The organism is Paenibacillus sp. J22R160 (assembly GCF_059692135.1).
On the sequence record NZ_JCAUAU010000006.1, the window covers coordinates 288,831 to 302,280 of the forward strand.

A 13,450-nucleotide genomic window follows, 5' to 3' on the forward strand; every position below is an offset into this window, starting at 1 on the left:
CAAGGCGGTCATGAGGTATATATTGTGGGCGACGAAATAAGACTAAAAGACCTTTATAAAGAACTAGGTTTGAATATCCCATTAGATGAAAAGACAAAAACAGAAAAAAGTGATAAAGCTTCAACTAAACAAATAGATGAAAAATGGTCAGTAGTAGGTTTTAAAAACGGAAAAGAACAGTTTAATTCTAATATTAAATCTGTTGACATTGCTGAAAAGCCAATTACAGTAACCTTCGACCTCGCCGTCCAAGATATTCTTAGTTTTAAAAAGAAGTTAAAAACGAAAGGTGACAATACAAAAATAGCTGACGTTTCAAAGAAAGGAACAGACTCCGAAGTTACTGCATTAGGATATAATGATGACACAACGGTTTGGGCAGAATATAGTGTAAATTCAACTTATTATGCCCAAAATAGTTCAGGCACTTCAATTTTAAGAGCAAAACTAAATGCTGACTTCATATTAAAGAGAAATACTACTGCAGATACTGATCCAACCTATGATTATTTCTACCTTAGAGAGAACTTAGAAGTTTCATGTCCAAATGGTTCTAGCTGTGGTACTTTTCAAGATATTAATGCCGAACACTATACAGTATACAGTTCAGATAACCTAGTTGACTGGGGTCCCGATGGAACAAGTAATGTAAATGGAACTGAAGTACAAATCGGCCTGCCCTGGGGGGTATCATGGACTTTTGTTCCAAATAGTAGTAGCGGCGATAGTGTCGATATTGATCAAAGTGGTGGTCAAACTACAGACCACATTACCTGGAGAGCTTATAATAAAGTATGAAACGGACTTGAATACGATATAGACAACCCGACGAAGTTTCAACCTGGTACAGGTTGGGCTTCAACTGGTACATATGCTGTGTTGCAAACAGAAGCTTCGACACATTTCAGATATGGTTCAACAAGTAGTGTCTTGGTAATTGGAAAGCAAATAAACTATGACTACTAATCGGTACAAAGCCTAATAGTGGCGTTATGTTTAGGATATAACGCGCCTTAGTTGGCTTTAATAACGTCTTGCACTGCATTATAGGACACTATTTCGGAAAGCAAACTGAGTTCCTATCCGTGCTGAAAAATTGACTTAACATCTGCGCCCCACAAACAAAAAATCCCCCTCATCTGATAAACATCAGACAAGGGGGATTTTCACAATCACACCTTCTTCGCCATGTAACCTACCCCCGGGTAGGTTACGATTAGCTCCGCAGCAGCGCCTTCCGCTGCGCTTTTGATCTTCTGCCGGATGCGGGCGATGGTAACCCGCAAGTACTCGACCTCATCGCGGTATTCGCTTCCCCAAACCTCGCTGAGCAGCTGCTCATGGGTCATAACTTTCCCCGCATGCTGCAAAAGCAGTGCAAACAAGTTGTACTCGGTCTCCGTGAACTTCACCTCGGTATTGCCCAGCCAGATACGGCGCTGGGCAAGGTTCGCGGTCACAGGGCCGAGCGTGATTTCGCTCGTGGTGACCGGAGGGGCCATGCGGCCATCCATGCGCCGCAGCACAGCATTCACTCGGGCGAATAACTCGTCCAAGGAGAAAGGCTTCGTCAAATAGTCGTCCGCTCCGAGGTTGAGCCCCTGCACTTTGTCCGCTCCATTGCTGCGTGCAGTCAGCATAATGACCGGAACGCTGGAGTAGGAGCGCAGTCTTTTTAACACATCGAACCCGTCCATACCCGGCATCATCAGATCAAGCAAGATTAAATCCGGATCGAACTCTTCGGCTTTCTCGAGCGCCTCTGCCCCGCTTTGACAGGTCAACGTTTCAAAATCCAACGATTTAAGATTCGCCGCGACGAAACGCACAATTTTCGGTTCATCATCGACGATCATGATTTTCTTCTTGTTCATGTCCGTTCTCCTCCCCTACAAACCTCGGTATGGAGAGAGTAAATGTGCTGCCCTCACCAAGTTTACTTGACACATGTACCTCACCGCCGTGCGCATGCATGATGCCTTTACAGATCGCCAGACCCAGCCCTGTCCCCCCGGATTGACTTCTCGAAGAAACATCTACCCGGTAGAACCGGTCAAAGAGCTTGTCAATGTGCTCCTCAGCGATGCCGATGCCGTTATCCTTCACATCTATCCTCACAAAATGCTCATCAGCATGAGCTGTAACCTGGATAATCGGATGCTGCCTATTATACCGAACAGCATTCGTGAACAAGTTCACGAGTACCTGCTCCATCCGCAGTTTATCTGCATAAATGAACGGCGTATTCTCCGCCACATGCACCTCGAACTGCGTATGCATGTCATTCGCCTGCTGCGGAAGTCTTCGCCTGGCACTTTCGACAACGGCTTCCACACGAAGGGGCTGCGGGTTGATCCGCATGGCGCCAGAATCGATTTTGGAAATATCCAGCCAGTCGTCGATCAGATCCTGAATGCGCCCGATATCCTCATGAATCCCTTGGAGCAGCTCCTGCTTGAAGCTTTCTTCCCACTGCGCATCAACTCGAAGCAGCGTCTCTACGCTGCCGCGTATGCTGGTGATGGGCGTTTTGAACTCATGGGAGGCAAGTGAGATCAGATCATTTTTCAAAGCATCGATTTCATGCTCCTTCGTCATATCACGCCACACATAGCCACGGCCAAAAACTCGCCCTTCTCTCGCCACCTGAAAAGCTGAAACCATCATAAAACGTTCCTTGCCCAGACCACTTTTCACTATAAAAGTCCCCTGAACCCTCGGCCCCGCTGTCAATTTCTCCAGTTCATCCTGACGTTCAGGAAGCAGCAGTGCGATACGTTCGAACAACGCCGATTCCTGCATACTCGCCAGTTGAGGCATCGGAATAGCGAAAATTTCAGCCATCCGATGATTGGCATACACCACTTGATGTTCCATATCGATCAATACAACGGCATCGGACATGCTCTCCAGCACCGCATTTAAAGTTGCATGCTCGTCCTGCAGCCGCTGAGTCCTCTCTTCGACACGATCCTCCAGCTCACTGTTGAGCTGAAGCAGCGCGCCTTGATTCTCCTTGATCTGCTCCGCCATCTTGAAGAAATGATCCGCCAGCAATTGCAGCTCCAGCGGTGCCCCTTTCGGAATGACTTTGCCGCCTGGCTCCATGAAAGTGCCGCCTGCCAAACGCTGCGTGTATCCGACTAAAGCGTGAATCGTACCGTTCAGCCTTTTGGCCAAAAGACTGCCCAGCAGCACTGTCAAAATAAGCGTAACCACCAACAGCAAGAGGGTAATGCTCAGCGATTCGGTAAAAGCGGCATTAACCGCTGCCTTGGACTTGCTCACCCAAACGATCCAATCGATATCAGGGATGGCTTTGTAAGTAATCAGCTCTTTTTGCTTAGAGTTGCTTAGTTCGTAAGTTCCTTCCCCTTGCTTCTGAGCCCGTGCGTCTGCAACGACTGGCTCCTGAGATAAATCCGCCAACTTTTCAGTCAACGCGCTATTAGGATGATAGATGGGCTTGCCCCCATGATCCAGCACAACGGGATACGCTTCTTTGCCGTAATCGTATTTCGTCACAAGCTCCTTGATCGGCGTAAGCTCCAGCACAGCGAGCACGAAACCATCAGGCTGCTTATTTCCTTTATAGATGGGTACCGCAATCGCAACAGCCGGCTGATTCAACCCCTCAGGACCAAGGAACAGTGACGAGATAATCGTATTTTGCGCGGTTTGCACCCGTTTGGTGTAGTCCCGATCCTTCACATCAGTACCTATCAGCGAATCATTCGCTGTGTTATGCGTAGCCTTGATCAGGCTATTAGGGTCAACCACATATATGCCTGAGAAACCCGCCAAATTCTGCTGCAGCGACTGGAGCTTCAACGTCAAGCTCTCGCGCGTCCGAAAGGCCGCATCCGAGGCTGAAATCGTGGCCGCCAGCGTTTCAACCGCGTTGCGGTGGTAGTACATATAATCCTGCACGGCGTCACCTAGCCGGTAAGTCGTCAACTGCTGATTCCGATTGGACTCCTGCGTAATATGTGTGATTTGGGAGACCTGAAAGGAGCCAAGAATCAGGATCGGAATCATCGCCATGATGGCAAACGTTACTGTCAAATGTGATCGCATGGAATAATGCTTCAAAACCGTTCCCCCGCCCTTCCTTGATCTCTCTATTTTATCATTAGAAAAAATGTAATGAAAATGAAATGTGTTTTTCATCTGCTTTTAATGAACTAGGCCTATAATAAGTCTCAACCCCCCTTTAAAATATATATACTTAGACCCGCAGCCCGTTGCTGTGGGTCTCTTTTTTTTACCCGTGAGGTGCTTGGATCCCAGGGTCGACCTTGCTATAATGTATAGATACTAAACAAAAAGGGCGGCTAAACCATGGATAAGGATCTCCTCATCACGTACAAATTTCGCGAAATCAAGAATGCTCTCTCTTCCTATTTGACGCAAGTGCTTCCCCCTTTTCACGTTTCACCGATCATGATGTATGCGCTCGAGTTTCTGCGCAAGCATCCCGATTGCATTGCCGTCGATATTGCGAATGAATTCGGGCTGACCCGTGGAGCGATTACGCAGCTGCTGGATAAATTAGAAGAGCAGGAGCTTGTGATTCGTAAGCCCCATCCTACTAGCCGCAGAAGCCTGTTGCTGCAAGTTACGGATAAAGGAAATGCGCTGATAAACGACATCCTAGAGGCGTATAATAACAAAATTGAACAGCTCTTCACGCCTTATACCGAAGATGAGCTAGCGCAGCTCAAGAAGCTTTTGGAGAAGCTGCCGCTATAGCGCGAAGATCCCGACCTTACCCACGTTGGGATTTTTTTAATGACTTGACTATTCTGTTGAATCAACATACTGTATAGTTATTAAATAGTTTATGACATTAACATTTGGAGTGATTAACTATGAGCAAAAGCAAAGTTATCGCGATTACCGGCGCATCGTCAGGCATTGGTCTTGCGACGGCCCTGAAATTTGCAGAATTAGGCTGGACGGTTTATGCGGGAACGCGATATGTCGAACGTGATCAGGAGCAGCATGGGCACCATGCGAATCTTCATTTTTTGGAGATGGAGGTTACGAGCCCTGAGTCGCTGGAGAAAGCTTTTGCTGTGATTGACAATCATCACGGTTACTTGGACGTTCTGTTCTGTAATGCTGGTTTTGGTTATTTAAGAGCATTAGGACAAGCAGCGATGGAAGATATTCATCGTGTTTTTGATACGAATGTGTATGGAGTTATGCATACGATCCGCGCTGGATTGCCGCTTTTGCGTAAATCGGATGCTGGTCATTTGGTAGCAACAACAAGCGTTGGCGGTCTAGTTGGACAACCCTTCAACGAAATTTACTGCTCAGCTAAATTTGCCGTTGAAGGCTTATTAGAAAGCTTAGCTACTTACTACAAGCCAACATTCAACATTGATGTAACACTGCTTGAGCCTGGTGCGATTGCAACTAATTTTAACCAGACCGTCCTTGGACATGTTCAACAAACCGGAGGCATTCTGGAGGATGAATATAAGCCGATTATCACGCAATATTTGGACGCCTTCTCCAAACGGAACTCCGTGCCTCAAACGTCAGAATCGGTTGCCGAAGTCATGGTGAAGCTGATGGACATGGAGCCTAAACCTCTGCGCATTCGCACTTCGGAGGCCGCGGAAGCTTTTGTCCAGTATAAAGTGAGCCAAGACCCTACCGGTTTGGATGGTATGCTGAACACACGTAAGCTGCATTTGAATTTATAAAATAAATCAGGACCCGCCCTAACCGTTCAACGGATCAGGCAGGTCCTTTTCTTTTTGCACATTTTACACATGCGCAATTAGCTGGCCTTCTTTGACGACAACGTCATAGGCGGTTAGGCTTTTGGTCGGCACGTTCAGGCATGCCCCAGAGTGGAGATCAAACGTCCAGCCGTGCATCGAACATACGAACTCCCCTTTTTCAGCCTCCACAATAGCGCCGGCATGCGGGCATCGGCTTGACACGAGCCGGTATGTAACTTCATCTTCGGCTTGTATTAACCAATACAAGTTTTTATCGAATACGACTTCTGCGGGCAGCTTGGTGAAGCTTTCCTCTGGCCCGAGCAGGACTTCTTTCATGTAGACACCCCCCTGTTCATTATTGTTCCAACATACAGTTTACTACATTTTCGACCTTACATTTATCATCACGTTGGACGAAATCCAACGAACTGGCCGATTAAGCGGCAAAATCCCGCTTCCCATTGGATGATTTCCAACGGGATCACCTGATTTCTCGTGAACTTGCCCCCTTTTTTGACATCTCATTGGAATCCATCCAACGTGATGATCAAACGGACCCGCTTTATGCCTATTTGGTTGGAAAACGTCCAATGAAACTCATAACACCCACACACGCTCCACCTCAAACTCCGGCAATCTTCCACTCACACACATAATTTCCCACAATGTTACGATAGGATGTCCATAATCTTGCGGTACATTTAGGTTGTAAGGGAGAGACACTCACCTACATACCCCAAAATTGAGAGGAGTTTTCTACTATGAAAACACAATGGAAACGTCGCGCAAGCCAAGCTAGTCTGCTAGCTTTTATGGTAACAATGGCTTTCGGAGCTGTCGGCGGCGCATCAGCGGCTGACGCTACTACAACGGATACCAAAGCAAGTATCGCTGTCACATCAGCAACTCCGGTGATGGCAACCAGAGCGGTTCAGCTGCACACAAGCTCAGGCCTACTGCTGCAACCAGCTCACGAGCGCAATTATTTGAAGCTGCTGGTGAGCACCTACGCTCCAGAGAGCTTGGCTGAATGGAAGCAAGCGTTAGAGGATCGGAAACAAGCTGAGAGCGAGATGCCGAAGCCTGCATTTGCCAAAACAATGGTGATCAAAGGCACTGCTGCTGCAATTCCGACCTCACCGGGTACTTTTGAGAATAAAATCTTCAAACTTGATCCTGCTCAGCCGGCTCCAACTTTACCTGATGGTGAAGCAGCTCAACTAGTTCCAAGCAAAGAAGCAAAGATGCTCACTATTATCAAAGACGGCGTGGAAGCTGCAACCACTATCCAAGCACTACCACTTGAGGGAACAGCTATCTCTGGTGATATAATTAAAGCAGAACCATCCGAAGCATTCAAACGCCAGCAAAAGCTAACCGAAGCTGTAGAAGCTGACGATGCAGCTGCCATTCAAAGCCTGCTGCCTGAGCTGCTCACGGATTACAAAAAAGAAACGGAATCGCTGCGCAACCTTGCCAAAACACTGAAAGAACATGCTGCAAAAGCAGACGAGAAAACAGAAGAGAGAGCTGAAGAATCTAAATAACCTTTTAAATAGATAAAAAGCAAGTTGACCTTCCGGTGGACCGAACGCAAAATGCTGCGAACGGCTCCACCTTTTCCCCATAGCTGAGTAGAAAGAAGGAGAATTATATATGTATCGCATTTATTTAGTGGAAGATGAAGAGCATCTGAGGGGCGTTCTCGCTGCCTATTTGGAGAAAGAGGGGTGGCAAGTGCGTTCGTTCGCTGACGGGACCTCGGCAAGATCCGCCATATCCGAGCGGCCGGACTTGTGGGTCCTCGATATCATGCTCCCGGGGGTAGACGGCTATCAACTCATGCGCGAGATTAAGGCGGATCAGCCAGCGCAGCCCGTTATTTTCATATCAGCGCGAGACGCGGATATCGATCGGATCATTGGCCTAGAAATGGGGAGCGACGACTATTTGGCCAAGCCTTTTTTACCTCGCGAGCTCGTCATTCGCACTCGCAAGCTGCTGGAACGCGTATACGGCGGGCATCCTGCCGGCATGATACCAGCAGGGCTGGAACGCCGCACGAAGCTGAACATAGCTCCCTATCTCATCGATGAGCAAGCGCGCACAGTAACAGCAGAGGATGGCAGCAAACTGGAGCTTACCTCCAAGGAATTTGAGCTGCTGCTATATTTAGTTGGCCATCATGGCCAAGTGCTAGAGCGTGAACAAGTGCTCCGAGCTGTTTGGGGGATCGACTACTTCGGAACTGACCGGGTCGTGGATGATTTGGTACGCAGGCTTCGCCGCAAGCTGCCAGAGCTGCGATTAGAAACCGTATACGGATACGGATATAGGATGGTGAAAGCATGACGCTTCGATTAGGACAATGGCCGCTTGCTATGAAGCTATGGGGGGCATTCGCGGCTTTAACGCTGCTCATTTTCACGCTGCTTGCCGTTCTGCTGCCTTGGACGTTGAAGGGATTTTTTACAGAGCAGCTGTACGATATTCTACTAGATACGCAAAGTGGGCTTCGGATGGAAGCAACGACGTTGACATCGCCTACCCTAACACTGGCTACAAAAGGGATAACCGGGGTAAAAACAGATATCATGACGGATATAAAAACATTAACCCCTGCCGATACGCTACCACTCAGTGTCTCTAAAATTGAAGCCTTACCGGCAACGGCAACGCTGCAGACTAGCGGCACAATCCCTGGCATCCCTCTGGAAGCCTCAATTGCAACGAAGGTGATGTCTCCCTTTACAGCAAATCTGAGCGCGCCAGCCATCCGGCATTTTACGATTATCGGAACCCAAGAGGCACAGACACTTAACAATGCTTTCACAAGCGGGGAGCCCTTCATACAAGCCATGGAGCAGGATGCTTATGCCCAAAAGCTGCCCGTTGCCAAGTACACAACCAGCATTGATAAGAAAAGTATCTTTTATGTGATTCGAAAAGAGGTCGTCCAGGGCCAGCCCGGCTTTATCGTCTCATATGCCTGGGGCAATTACCGCAATGACCTAGTCATGACCATGTTCGGCAGACTTATGTTGATGATGGTTGGCCTCATCGTGATTTCATGGCTGCCCTGTCTCATCATCGCCCGCTACTTCACACGTCCACTCGTGCAGATGGAACGTCACGTTGGACGCATGGCTGAGCGTGATTGGCATGATCCGATTGAAACCGGGCGCAAGGATGAAGTGGGACGTCTTGCCAAAGCCATCGAAGCGATGCGGCAGCGTCTCGTGCGCCAGGACCGCGCGCAGCAATTTTTCCTGCAGCACACTTCTCACGAGCTAAAAACCCCTGTCATGGTTATCCGCAGCTATGCGCAGTCCATCCTCGACGGGGTTTTCCCGAAAGGGACCTTGAACGAAAGCTTAGGCGTCATTCTGAAAGAAGGCGAGCGCCTGGAGAAGCGTATTCGCGACCTGCTGCTGCTCAATAAGCTGAATTATGTCACTGCTCGCGAGAAGCCTTTCCGCTCCTTTAAGCTCCATGAGGTCATCGAAGATGTGGTTGAAAGGCTGCGCTATCGCCGGCCCGAAATCGAGTGGGAGATGGAGCTCCCCCCTGCCACCTTGCATGGCGACCCCGACCAATGGAAGATTGCCTTGGAGAATATGCTCGATAATCAACTCCGCTATGCCAAAAGCGGCATCCGGATTATCCTCACATCGCCAGCAAGTGGCGAGGCCAAGCAAGCTGCAGCCCATTTCTCGCAGCTGCAGATCAGTAACGATGGTCCGCCGCTCGATCAAACGATCGCGGACAGCCTCTTTGAGCCCTTCCGCTCTGGCGGGGACGGCCAGTTCGGGCTCGGTCTTGCCATCGTGAAGCAGATCATGGACCATCACGGCATGACCGTGCGTGCCGCGAACGAGCGGAACGGGGTTTCCTTTTATCTGGAGCCTGGGGGAGCGGCGCAAAAGGATGGTAAGCCCAAGGTGCCGAAGGTTTCCTGAGGCTGCTTGGGGGCTGCTGCTGCGAGAAGCTGGTGGTGATACCGGCGTCGAGAGGCTGGCAAGCAAATAAAGAGGCTCTCCCAAGGTCATCATGTGACAGAGGGAGAGCCTCTTTATTGAGTTTTTGAGACAGCCTCTTCAGATTAACGGGAAATACTACCGCTATTTCGTGAAGTAACGCCAGCTAAAACAAGAATAACTGGAATTTCTCCTGTTAATGGTGGCGATTATGCTAGAAAGCGGAGCTGTCGGAGAAAAATAACGGTTATTTTTCCAGTTAATTGGATTTTCAGACGAGAATTGATTGAAATAACGGGAGAATTTCCCGTTAGGAATCCAATCAAGCTTAACATGGCAAGTTCCTCCCACGTGAAAGGTTCAGCAAAGGGGTCTGAAGCTTAATAACAGCACTTTAAGCCGCTGCTTTGCTCTGATTGCGGCTCATTACCCAGAGTGTCAGCCAAATCACGATGAAGCCAGCGAGCTGGCCTACGGTTAGCTTTTGCCCAAATACAAGCCAGTTCACACAGACGCCAACCGCCGGGAAGGCCAACTCAGCCAAAGTTGCAAAGAATGCCTTGGTCGAGGTCAGCCCCTTATAATAGAGGAGCATGGAGAGCAGGCCCGGGAAAAACGCCTGGAACAGCAGGTTCACAGCTATTAGTGTCAGACCACCGCTCGTTCCGGTTACGTGCCAAGCATCGCCGCTTGCAATAAGGACAACCGTCAGCAATGGAATAGCGAGCAGGAATCTGAGCGAAGTAACGATGGGGAAATCCAGCTTTTTCTGTAATAAGAACTTGCCCATGACGGTCGATCCGCCCCATAATCCAGCTGCAAGGATCGAGAATAAGCAGCTTATCGTCCCCAAATCTTTGAGACCCATCTCTGGCGACGAAAAGCCGAATGTCAGCAAATACGTACCAAGCAGCGCCACTGCAATATAGGTAAAAAATTTAGAAGGCAGCGTCTCTTTGAGCATCACGCGAGCCAGAATGATAGCGAACAAGGGCTGTAATTTCTGTAATAGCAGTATCGCGTTCGCATTGCCGTGCGAGAATGCAGCTGTAAATAAGATGGTCGCAATCGCCGAACCGCCCCATGAGATGAACAGCAAAGCGCCGATGACTCCTAGCGATAGCTTGCCGATCAAGGTTTTACGGTACTTCACCAGTACCGGCAGCGCATAGCAGGCAAGAAGCAAATGCTCAATAAACACGATTTGCGCTGAAGTAAAGCTTTTTAACAGTAAGATCCTGAAGAGTGGGTCGAGCCCCCAGAGCGTAGCTCCAAGTGCCACATACCAAACCCCGCTGATGCCGCCTGAGCGCGTTGAGATCACATTCGCGCCCTTTGTTCCTAGCTTAAATACATTTTCCAATTCAAAAACCTCCCACAATTGAGAGACTTTGAGCCTAGCTCAAAGATCCCTATATGATGTTTTGAATTGAACCTCCTGAAAGAGACAATGCCCCCGCTCTTATACGCAGCGGGGGCATTGACAAACAGACCTGCCAAAACCTAAGTTTTGAACAAGCTGTTATTCATCTTCTCCCATCCGGACTATAACCGTCGGCCTTGGATTCTCACCAAGTCAGTCCCAGCCTGCTTAACAGGCCGGGAGTCGCGGGCTTGAGATACATACGCACGTATCCTCACCGCCGGTAGGGAATTGCACCCTGCCCCGAAGATTCAATTATGAAACTTTATGTTTCACAAGTGTCCTACCAACAGTTCACTTACAAAACATAAGTAATATTATTCATGAATATTAGCACCATAAAATGAAAAAAGCAAGGATTTTTCATTCCCGCTTAAGCTAAGAAATTCCTACTCATTTTCCGATAAATAAAATGTTAGCTTATCATTCATAATCATTCATAGAGGAGGAGACTCATGGACATCTCTGCGCTTTCAATGCCCATAGCCCAGAACAACTTAGCTCAAGCTGTGCAAATACGTGTTCTTGACATGGCTAAAGACCAATCAACACAACAAGCTCAGCAAATGGTTCAAATGATGCAACAAAGTGTTCAACCCAATTTGGGTGGGAATCTGGACATTAGTGGCTAGTTTTACATGTAGGAGAAGGAGAATTAATGATTAATTCTCCTTCTTTTTCTTGTTGCTGCTGACCACAAACTTACTATTGATTCATCTACTTCATTTTAGAAATCGGAATATGGAAATACAGAATCAAGAAAACCACTCCCGTAAAACATAGCAACCACGACCATAACGGTCTCGTAAAATGCAGGCGCAGTCCAATGAACATGAAAACCCAGACGGCAATAGACCACCCAAAATTCCAGTTATTATCATATTCAAGCAAATTTATTAGTAGGAATAGTCCTTCAATGCAGGCAAAAATAGCCGACCAAATGGCGATATAAACGACTTGTTTCAGCGGTCGCGACTTAAAAGGATATTTGTGGAGGTACACCATCACAATGCAGGGAAGATTAGTAAACGCAATTAGAAAATCCGCGATTGTATGATTAGGCGTTACAGCGGTTTTATGAAAAACCCAAAGCGAATAATTATAACTTAGAAGGCTAACGAGAAAATCCACGCAGATGGCAAAAAGAATAGTTGGATAGTAGGTCTTCCAATTTCTCCAATCCCCGAAAAACCAAGCTGCAATTAAGCATAACAAGGCAATGATTACAGGCAGATATGAACCAATCAACTCTGTTATGTGACCCATCACTTAGCTCCATTCCATCAAACTTGCGCTGCCTGCGTTCAAATAGGTGCTCCTGCGGTTATTATTTCTATAATTGTTGATTCATATGAAACAGATACCAATTAACTTACAAATCTGTTTATTTACGCCGTTTTTCGTCTTAGCATCAGCTGTTTCAGGCTGTCCAGATTCGCACAAATCGTACCAGCGATGACGATTATCACGCCCACAGCCGTAACCCAAGTGATGGTTTCCCCATAAAATAGGACCCCCACGGCCAGGGCAATCAGCGGAGAAATGTACAGCCATGTAGCTGGAAAAACCGGATTCGTTTTCGCCACTAACCAATAGAACAGACTGTGTCCCACCATGGAGCCAATCACGATTAAATAGAGCAGCGAGCCTGCCGCCTTTGGAGAGAATAGACTTTGAACTTCCACATGCTCGGTAAACAATGAAAGAATCAGGAGCAGCAACCCTCCGCAGATCATCTGTGCCGCGTTCAGCGCAATCGGCGATGCCTCCGGGAATTGCTGAATGACCTTCTTGGAGTATAGGGCTCCCATACAATAGAACAGTTCTCCGACCAGAATCGCCACGCTCCCGATCACCCAAACGAGGTTCGCGGATACGGCAAGTTGTGGCAGCAATAGGATGATAATCCCTGCAAAGCCGAGTATGCAGCCAAATACCGAAAGCATTGTCGCCTTCAGTCGCAACACGAACGTTTGCAATATGAGAATCATAATGGGTCCAGTAGCCGATAATACAGCCGCAATCCCGGAAGACACATATTGCTCCGCCCAATACAAGGTTGAGAATGTGACAAATGTGAGACCGATGCCCGTAAGCAGCATCTCTTTGCGAAATAAAAGAGCTACGGTAGCTTTTTTGCGCCATAATAACCAACAGAACACAAGCAAGCCTGCAATGAAAAACCTCAAGCCTGCTGAGAAAAATGGCGGTGCTGAGGCATCTACCCCTACCTTGATCGCCAAAAATGTCGTGCCGAAAATTAGACATACAAGCAAATAATTAAAAATAATCATGACTGTTCCCCCTCT

At 47.9% G+C, this 13,450-nt stretch carries 13 protein-coding genes and 1 riboswitch; of the genes, 7 read left to right on the forward strand and 6 right to left on the reverse strand.

Translation table 11 applies throughout. The features are described from left to right. The first annotated feature begins 24 nt into the window (after positions 1–24). Positions 25–798: a hypothetical protein gene (locus AC58UW_RS16590; RefSeq protein WP_497421747.1), complete on the forward strand. Its 774-nt coding sequence runs from the start codon at positions 25–27 to the stop codon at positions 796–798. A 374-nt stretch (positions 799–1,172) separates the two neighbouring features. On the opposite strand, the gene AC58UW_RS16595 is transcribed toward AC58UW_RS16590, so the two are convergent. Next, positions 1,173–1,874 carry a response regulator transcription factor gene (locus AC58UW_RS16595; RefSeq protein ID WP_497421748.1) on the reverse strand — a complete coding sequence of 234 codons (702 nt, stop codon included), beginning with the start codon at positions 1,872–1,874 and terminating at the stop codon, positions 1,173–1,175. After that, positions 1,843–4,077 carry a sensor histidine kinase gene (locus tag AC58UW_RS16600; protein ID WP_497421749.1) on the reverse strand — a complete coding sequence of 745 codons (2,235 nt, stop codon included), beginning with the start codon at positions 4,075–4,077 and terminating at the stop codon, positions 1,843–1,845. The genes AC58UW_RS16595 and AC58UW_RS16600 overlap by 32 nt, the downstream gene beginning before the upstream one ends. Positions 4,078–4,341: 264 nt before the next feature. Between AC58UW_RS16600 and AC58UW_RS16605 the strand changes: the two genes are divergently transcribed. Together AC58UW_RS16605 and AC58UW_RS16610 are read left to right on the forward strand one after the other, a co-directional pair. After that, complete coding sequence (locus AC58UW_RS16605) at positions 4,342–4,752, forward strand: MarR family winged helix-turn-helix transcriptional regulator (protein ID WP_497421750.1); 411 nt, start codon at positions 4,342–4,344, stop codon at positions 4,750–4,752. A gap of 119 nt (positions 4,753–4,871) precedes the next feature. Further along, positions 4,872–5,717, forward strand: a complete 846-nt coding sequence (locus AC58UW_RS16610; protein ID WP_497421751.1) for an SDR family oxidoreductase — start codon at positions 4,872–4,874, stop codon at positions 5,715–5,717. A 63-nt stretch (positions 5,718–5,780) separates the two neighbouring features. On the opposite strand, the gene AC58UW_RS16615 is transcribed toward AC58UW_RS16610, so the two are convergent. After that, the gene (locus AC58UW_RS16615) at positions 5,781–6,077 is read right to left on the reverse strand and encodes a Rieske (2Fe-2S) protein (RefSeq protein ID WP_497421752.1); all 297 of its coding nucleotides are present in this window, start codon (positions 6,075–6,077) and stop codon (positions 5,781–5,783) included. A gap of 425 nt (positions 6,078–6,502) precedes the next feature. On the opposite strand from AC58UW_RS16615, the gene AC58UW_RS16620 reads away from it, so the two are divergent. The 3 genes from AC58UW_RS16620 to AC58UW_RS16630 all read left to right on the forward strand — a co-directional run bounded on the left by AC58UW_RS16620 (position 6,503) and on the right by AC58UW_RS16630 (position 9,700). Beyond that, on the forward strand, positions 6,503–7,288 hold the full coding sequence (locus AC58UW_RS16620) for a hypothetical protein (protein WP_497421753.1): 786 nt from the start codon (positions 6,503–6,505) through the stop codon (positions 7,286–7,288). Between the two features lie 109 nt (positions 7,289–7,397). After that, complete coding sequence (locus AC58UW_RS16625; RefSeq protein ID WP_477503860.1) at positions 7,398–8,093, forward strand: response regulator transcription factor; 696 nt, start codon at positions 7,398–7,400, stop codon at positions 8,091–8,093. After that, the gene (locus tag AC58UW_RS16630; protein WP_497421754.1) at positions 8,090–9,700 is read left to right on the forward strand and encodes a HAMP domain-containing sensor histidine kinase; all 1,611 of its coding nucleotides are present in this window, start codon (positions 8,090–8,092) and stop codon (positions 9,698–9,700) included. The genes AC58UW_RS16625 and AC58UW_RS16630 overlap by 4 nt, the downstream gene beginning before the upstream one ends. 412 nt (positions 9,701–10,112) lie before the next feature. Here AC58UW_RS16630 and AC58UW_RS16635 read toward each other — a convergent pair whose 3' ends face one another. Further along, entirely contained in the window at positions 10,113–11,042 is a 930-nt protein-coding gene (locus tag AC58UW_RS16635; RefSeq protein ID WP_497421785.1) for a DMT family transporter, read from the reverse strand. A 200-nt stretch (positions 11,043–11,242) separates the two neighbouring features. Then, a riboswitch (FMN riboswitch) is annotated at positions 11,243–11,396 on the reverse strand. Between the two features lie 200 nt (positions 11,397–11,596). Here AC58UW_RS16635 and AC58UW_RS16640 point away from each other — a divergent pair. After that, positions 11,597–11,773: a YjfB family protein gene (locus AC58UW_RS16640; protein ID WP_497421755.1), complete on the forward strand. Its 177-nt coding sequence runs from the start codon at positions 11,597–11,599 to the stop codon at positions 11,771–11,773. Between the two features lie 85 nt (positions 11,774–11,858). Here the strand turns inward: AC58UW_RS16640 and AC58UW_RS16645 are convergent, their stop codons facing one another. Together AC58UW_RS16645 and AC58UW_RS16650 are read right to left on the reverse strand one after the other, a co-directional pair. Continuing rightward, on the reverse strand, positions 11,859–12,407 hold the full coding sequence (locus AC58UW_RS16645) for a CBO0543 family protein (RefSeq protein WP_497421756.1): 549 nt from the start codon (positions 12,405–12,407) through the stop codon (positions 11,859–11,861). Between the two features lie 122 nt (positions 12,408–12,529). Further along, positions 12,530–13,435: a DMT family transporter gene (locus AC58UW_RS16650; RefSeq protein ID WP_497421757.1), complete on the reverse strand. Its 906-nt coding sequence runs from the start codon at positions 13,433–13,435 to the stop codon at positions 12,530–12,532. Between the last annotated feature and the right edge of the window lie 15 nt (positions 13,436–13,450).

Coding starts and splice junctions, on each gene's coding strand:
- AC58UW_RS16600 (WP_497421749.1), bottom strand. CDS start 4,077: ATGCGATCACATTTGACAGTAACGTTTGCCATCATGGCGATGATTCCG.
- AC58UW_RS16640 (WP_497421755.1), top strand. CDS start 11,597: ATGGACATCTCTGCGCTTTCAATGCCCATAGCCCAGAACAACTTAGCT.
- AC58UW_RS16630 (WP_497421754.1), top strand. CDS start 8,090: ATGACGCTTCGATTAGGACAATGGCCGCTTGCTATGAAGCTATGGGGG.
- AC58UW_RS16625 (WP_477503860.1), top strand. CDS start 7,398: ATGTATCGCATTTATTTAGTGGAAGATGAAGAGCATCTGAGGGGCGTT.
- AC58UW_RS16645 (WP_497421756.1), bottom strand. CDS start 12,407: ATGGGTCACATAACAGAGTTGATTGGTTCATATCTGCCTGTAATCATT.
- AC58UW_RS16605 (WP_497421750.1), top strand. CDS start 4,342: ATGGATAAGGATCTCCTCATCACGTACAAATTTCGCGAAATCAAGAAT.
- AC58UW_RS16595 (WP_497421748.1), bottom strand. CDS start 1,874: ATGAACAAGAAGAAAATCATGATCGTCGATGATGAACCGAAAATTGTG.
- AC58UW_RS16620 (WP_497421753.1), top strand. CDS start 6,503: ATGAAAACACAATGGAAACGTCGCGCAAGCCAAGCTAGTCTGCTAGCT.
- AC58UW_RS16650 (WP_497421757.1), bottom strand. CDS start 13,435: ATGATTATTTTTAATTATTTGCTTGTATGTCTAATTTTCGGCACGACA.
- AC58UW_RS16615 (WP_497421752.1), bottom strand. CDS start 6,077: ATGAAAGAAGTCCTGCTCGGGCCAGAGGAAAGCTTCACCAAGCTGCCC.
- AC58UW_RS16610 (WP_497421751.1), top strand. CDS start 4,872: ATGAGCAAAAGCAAAGTTATCGCGATTACCGGCGCATCGTCAGGCATT.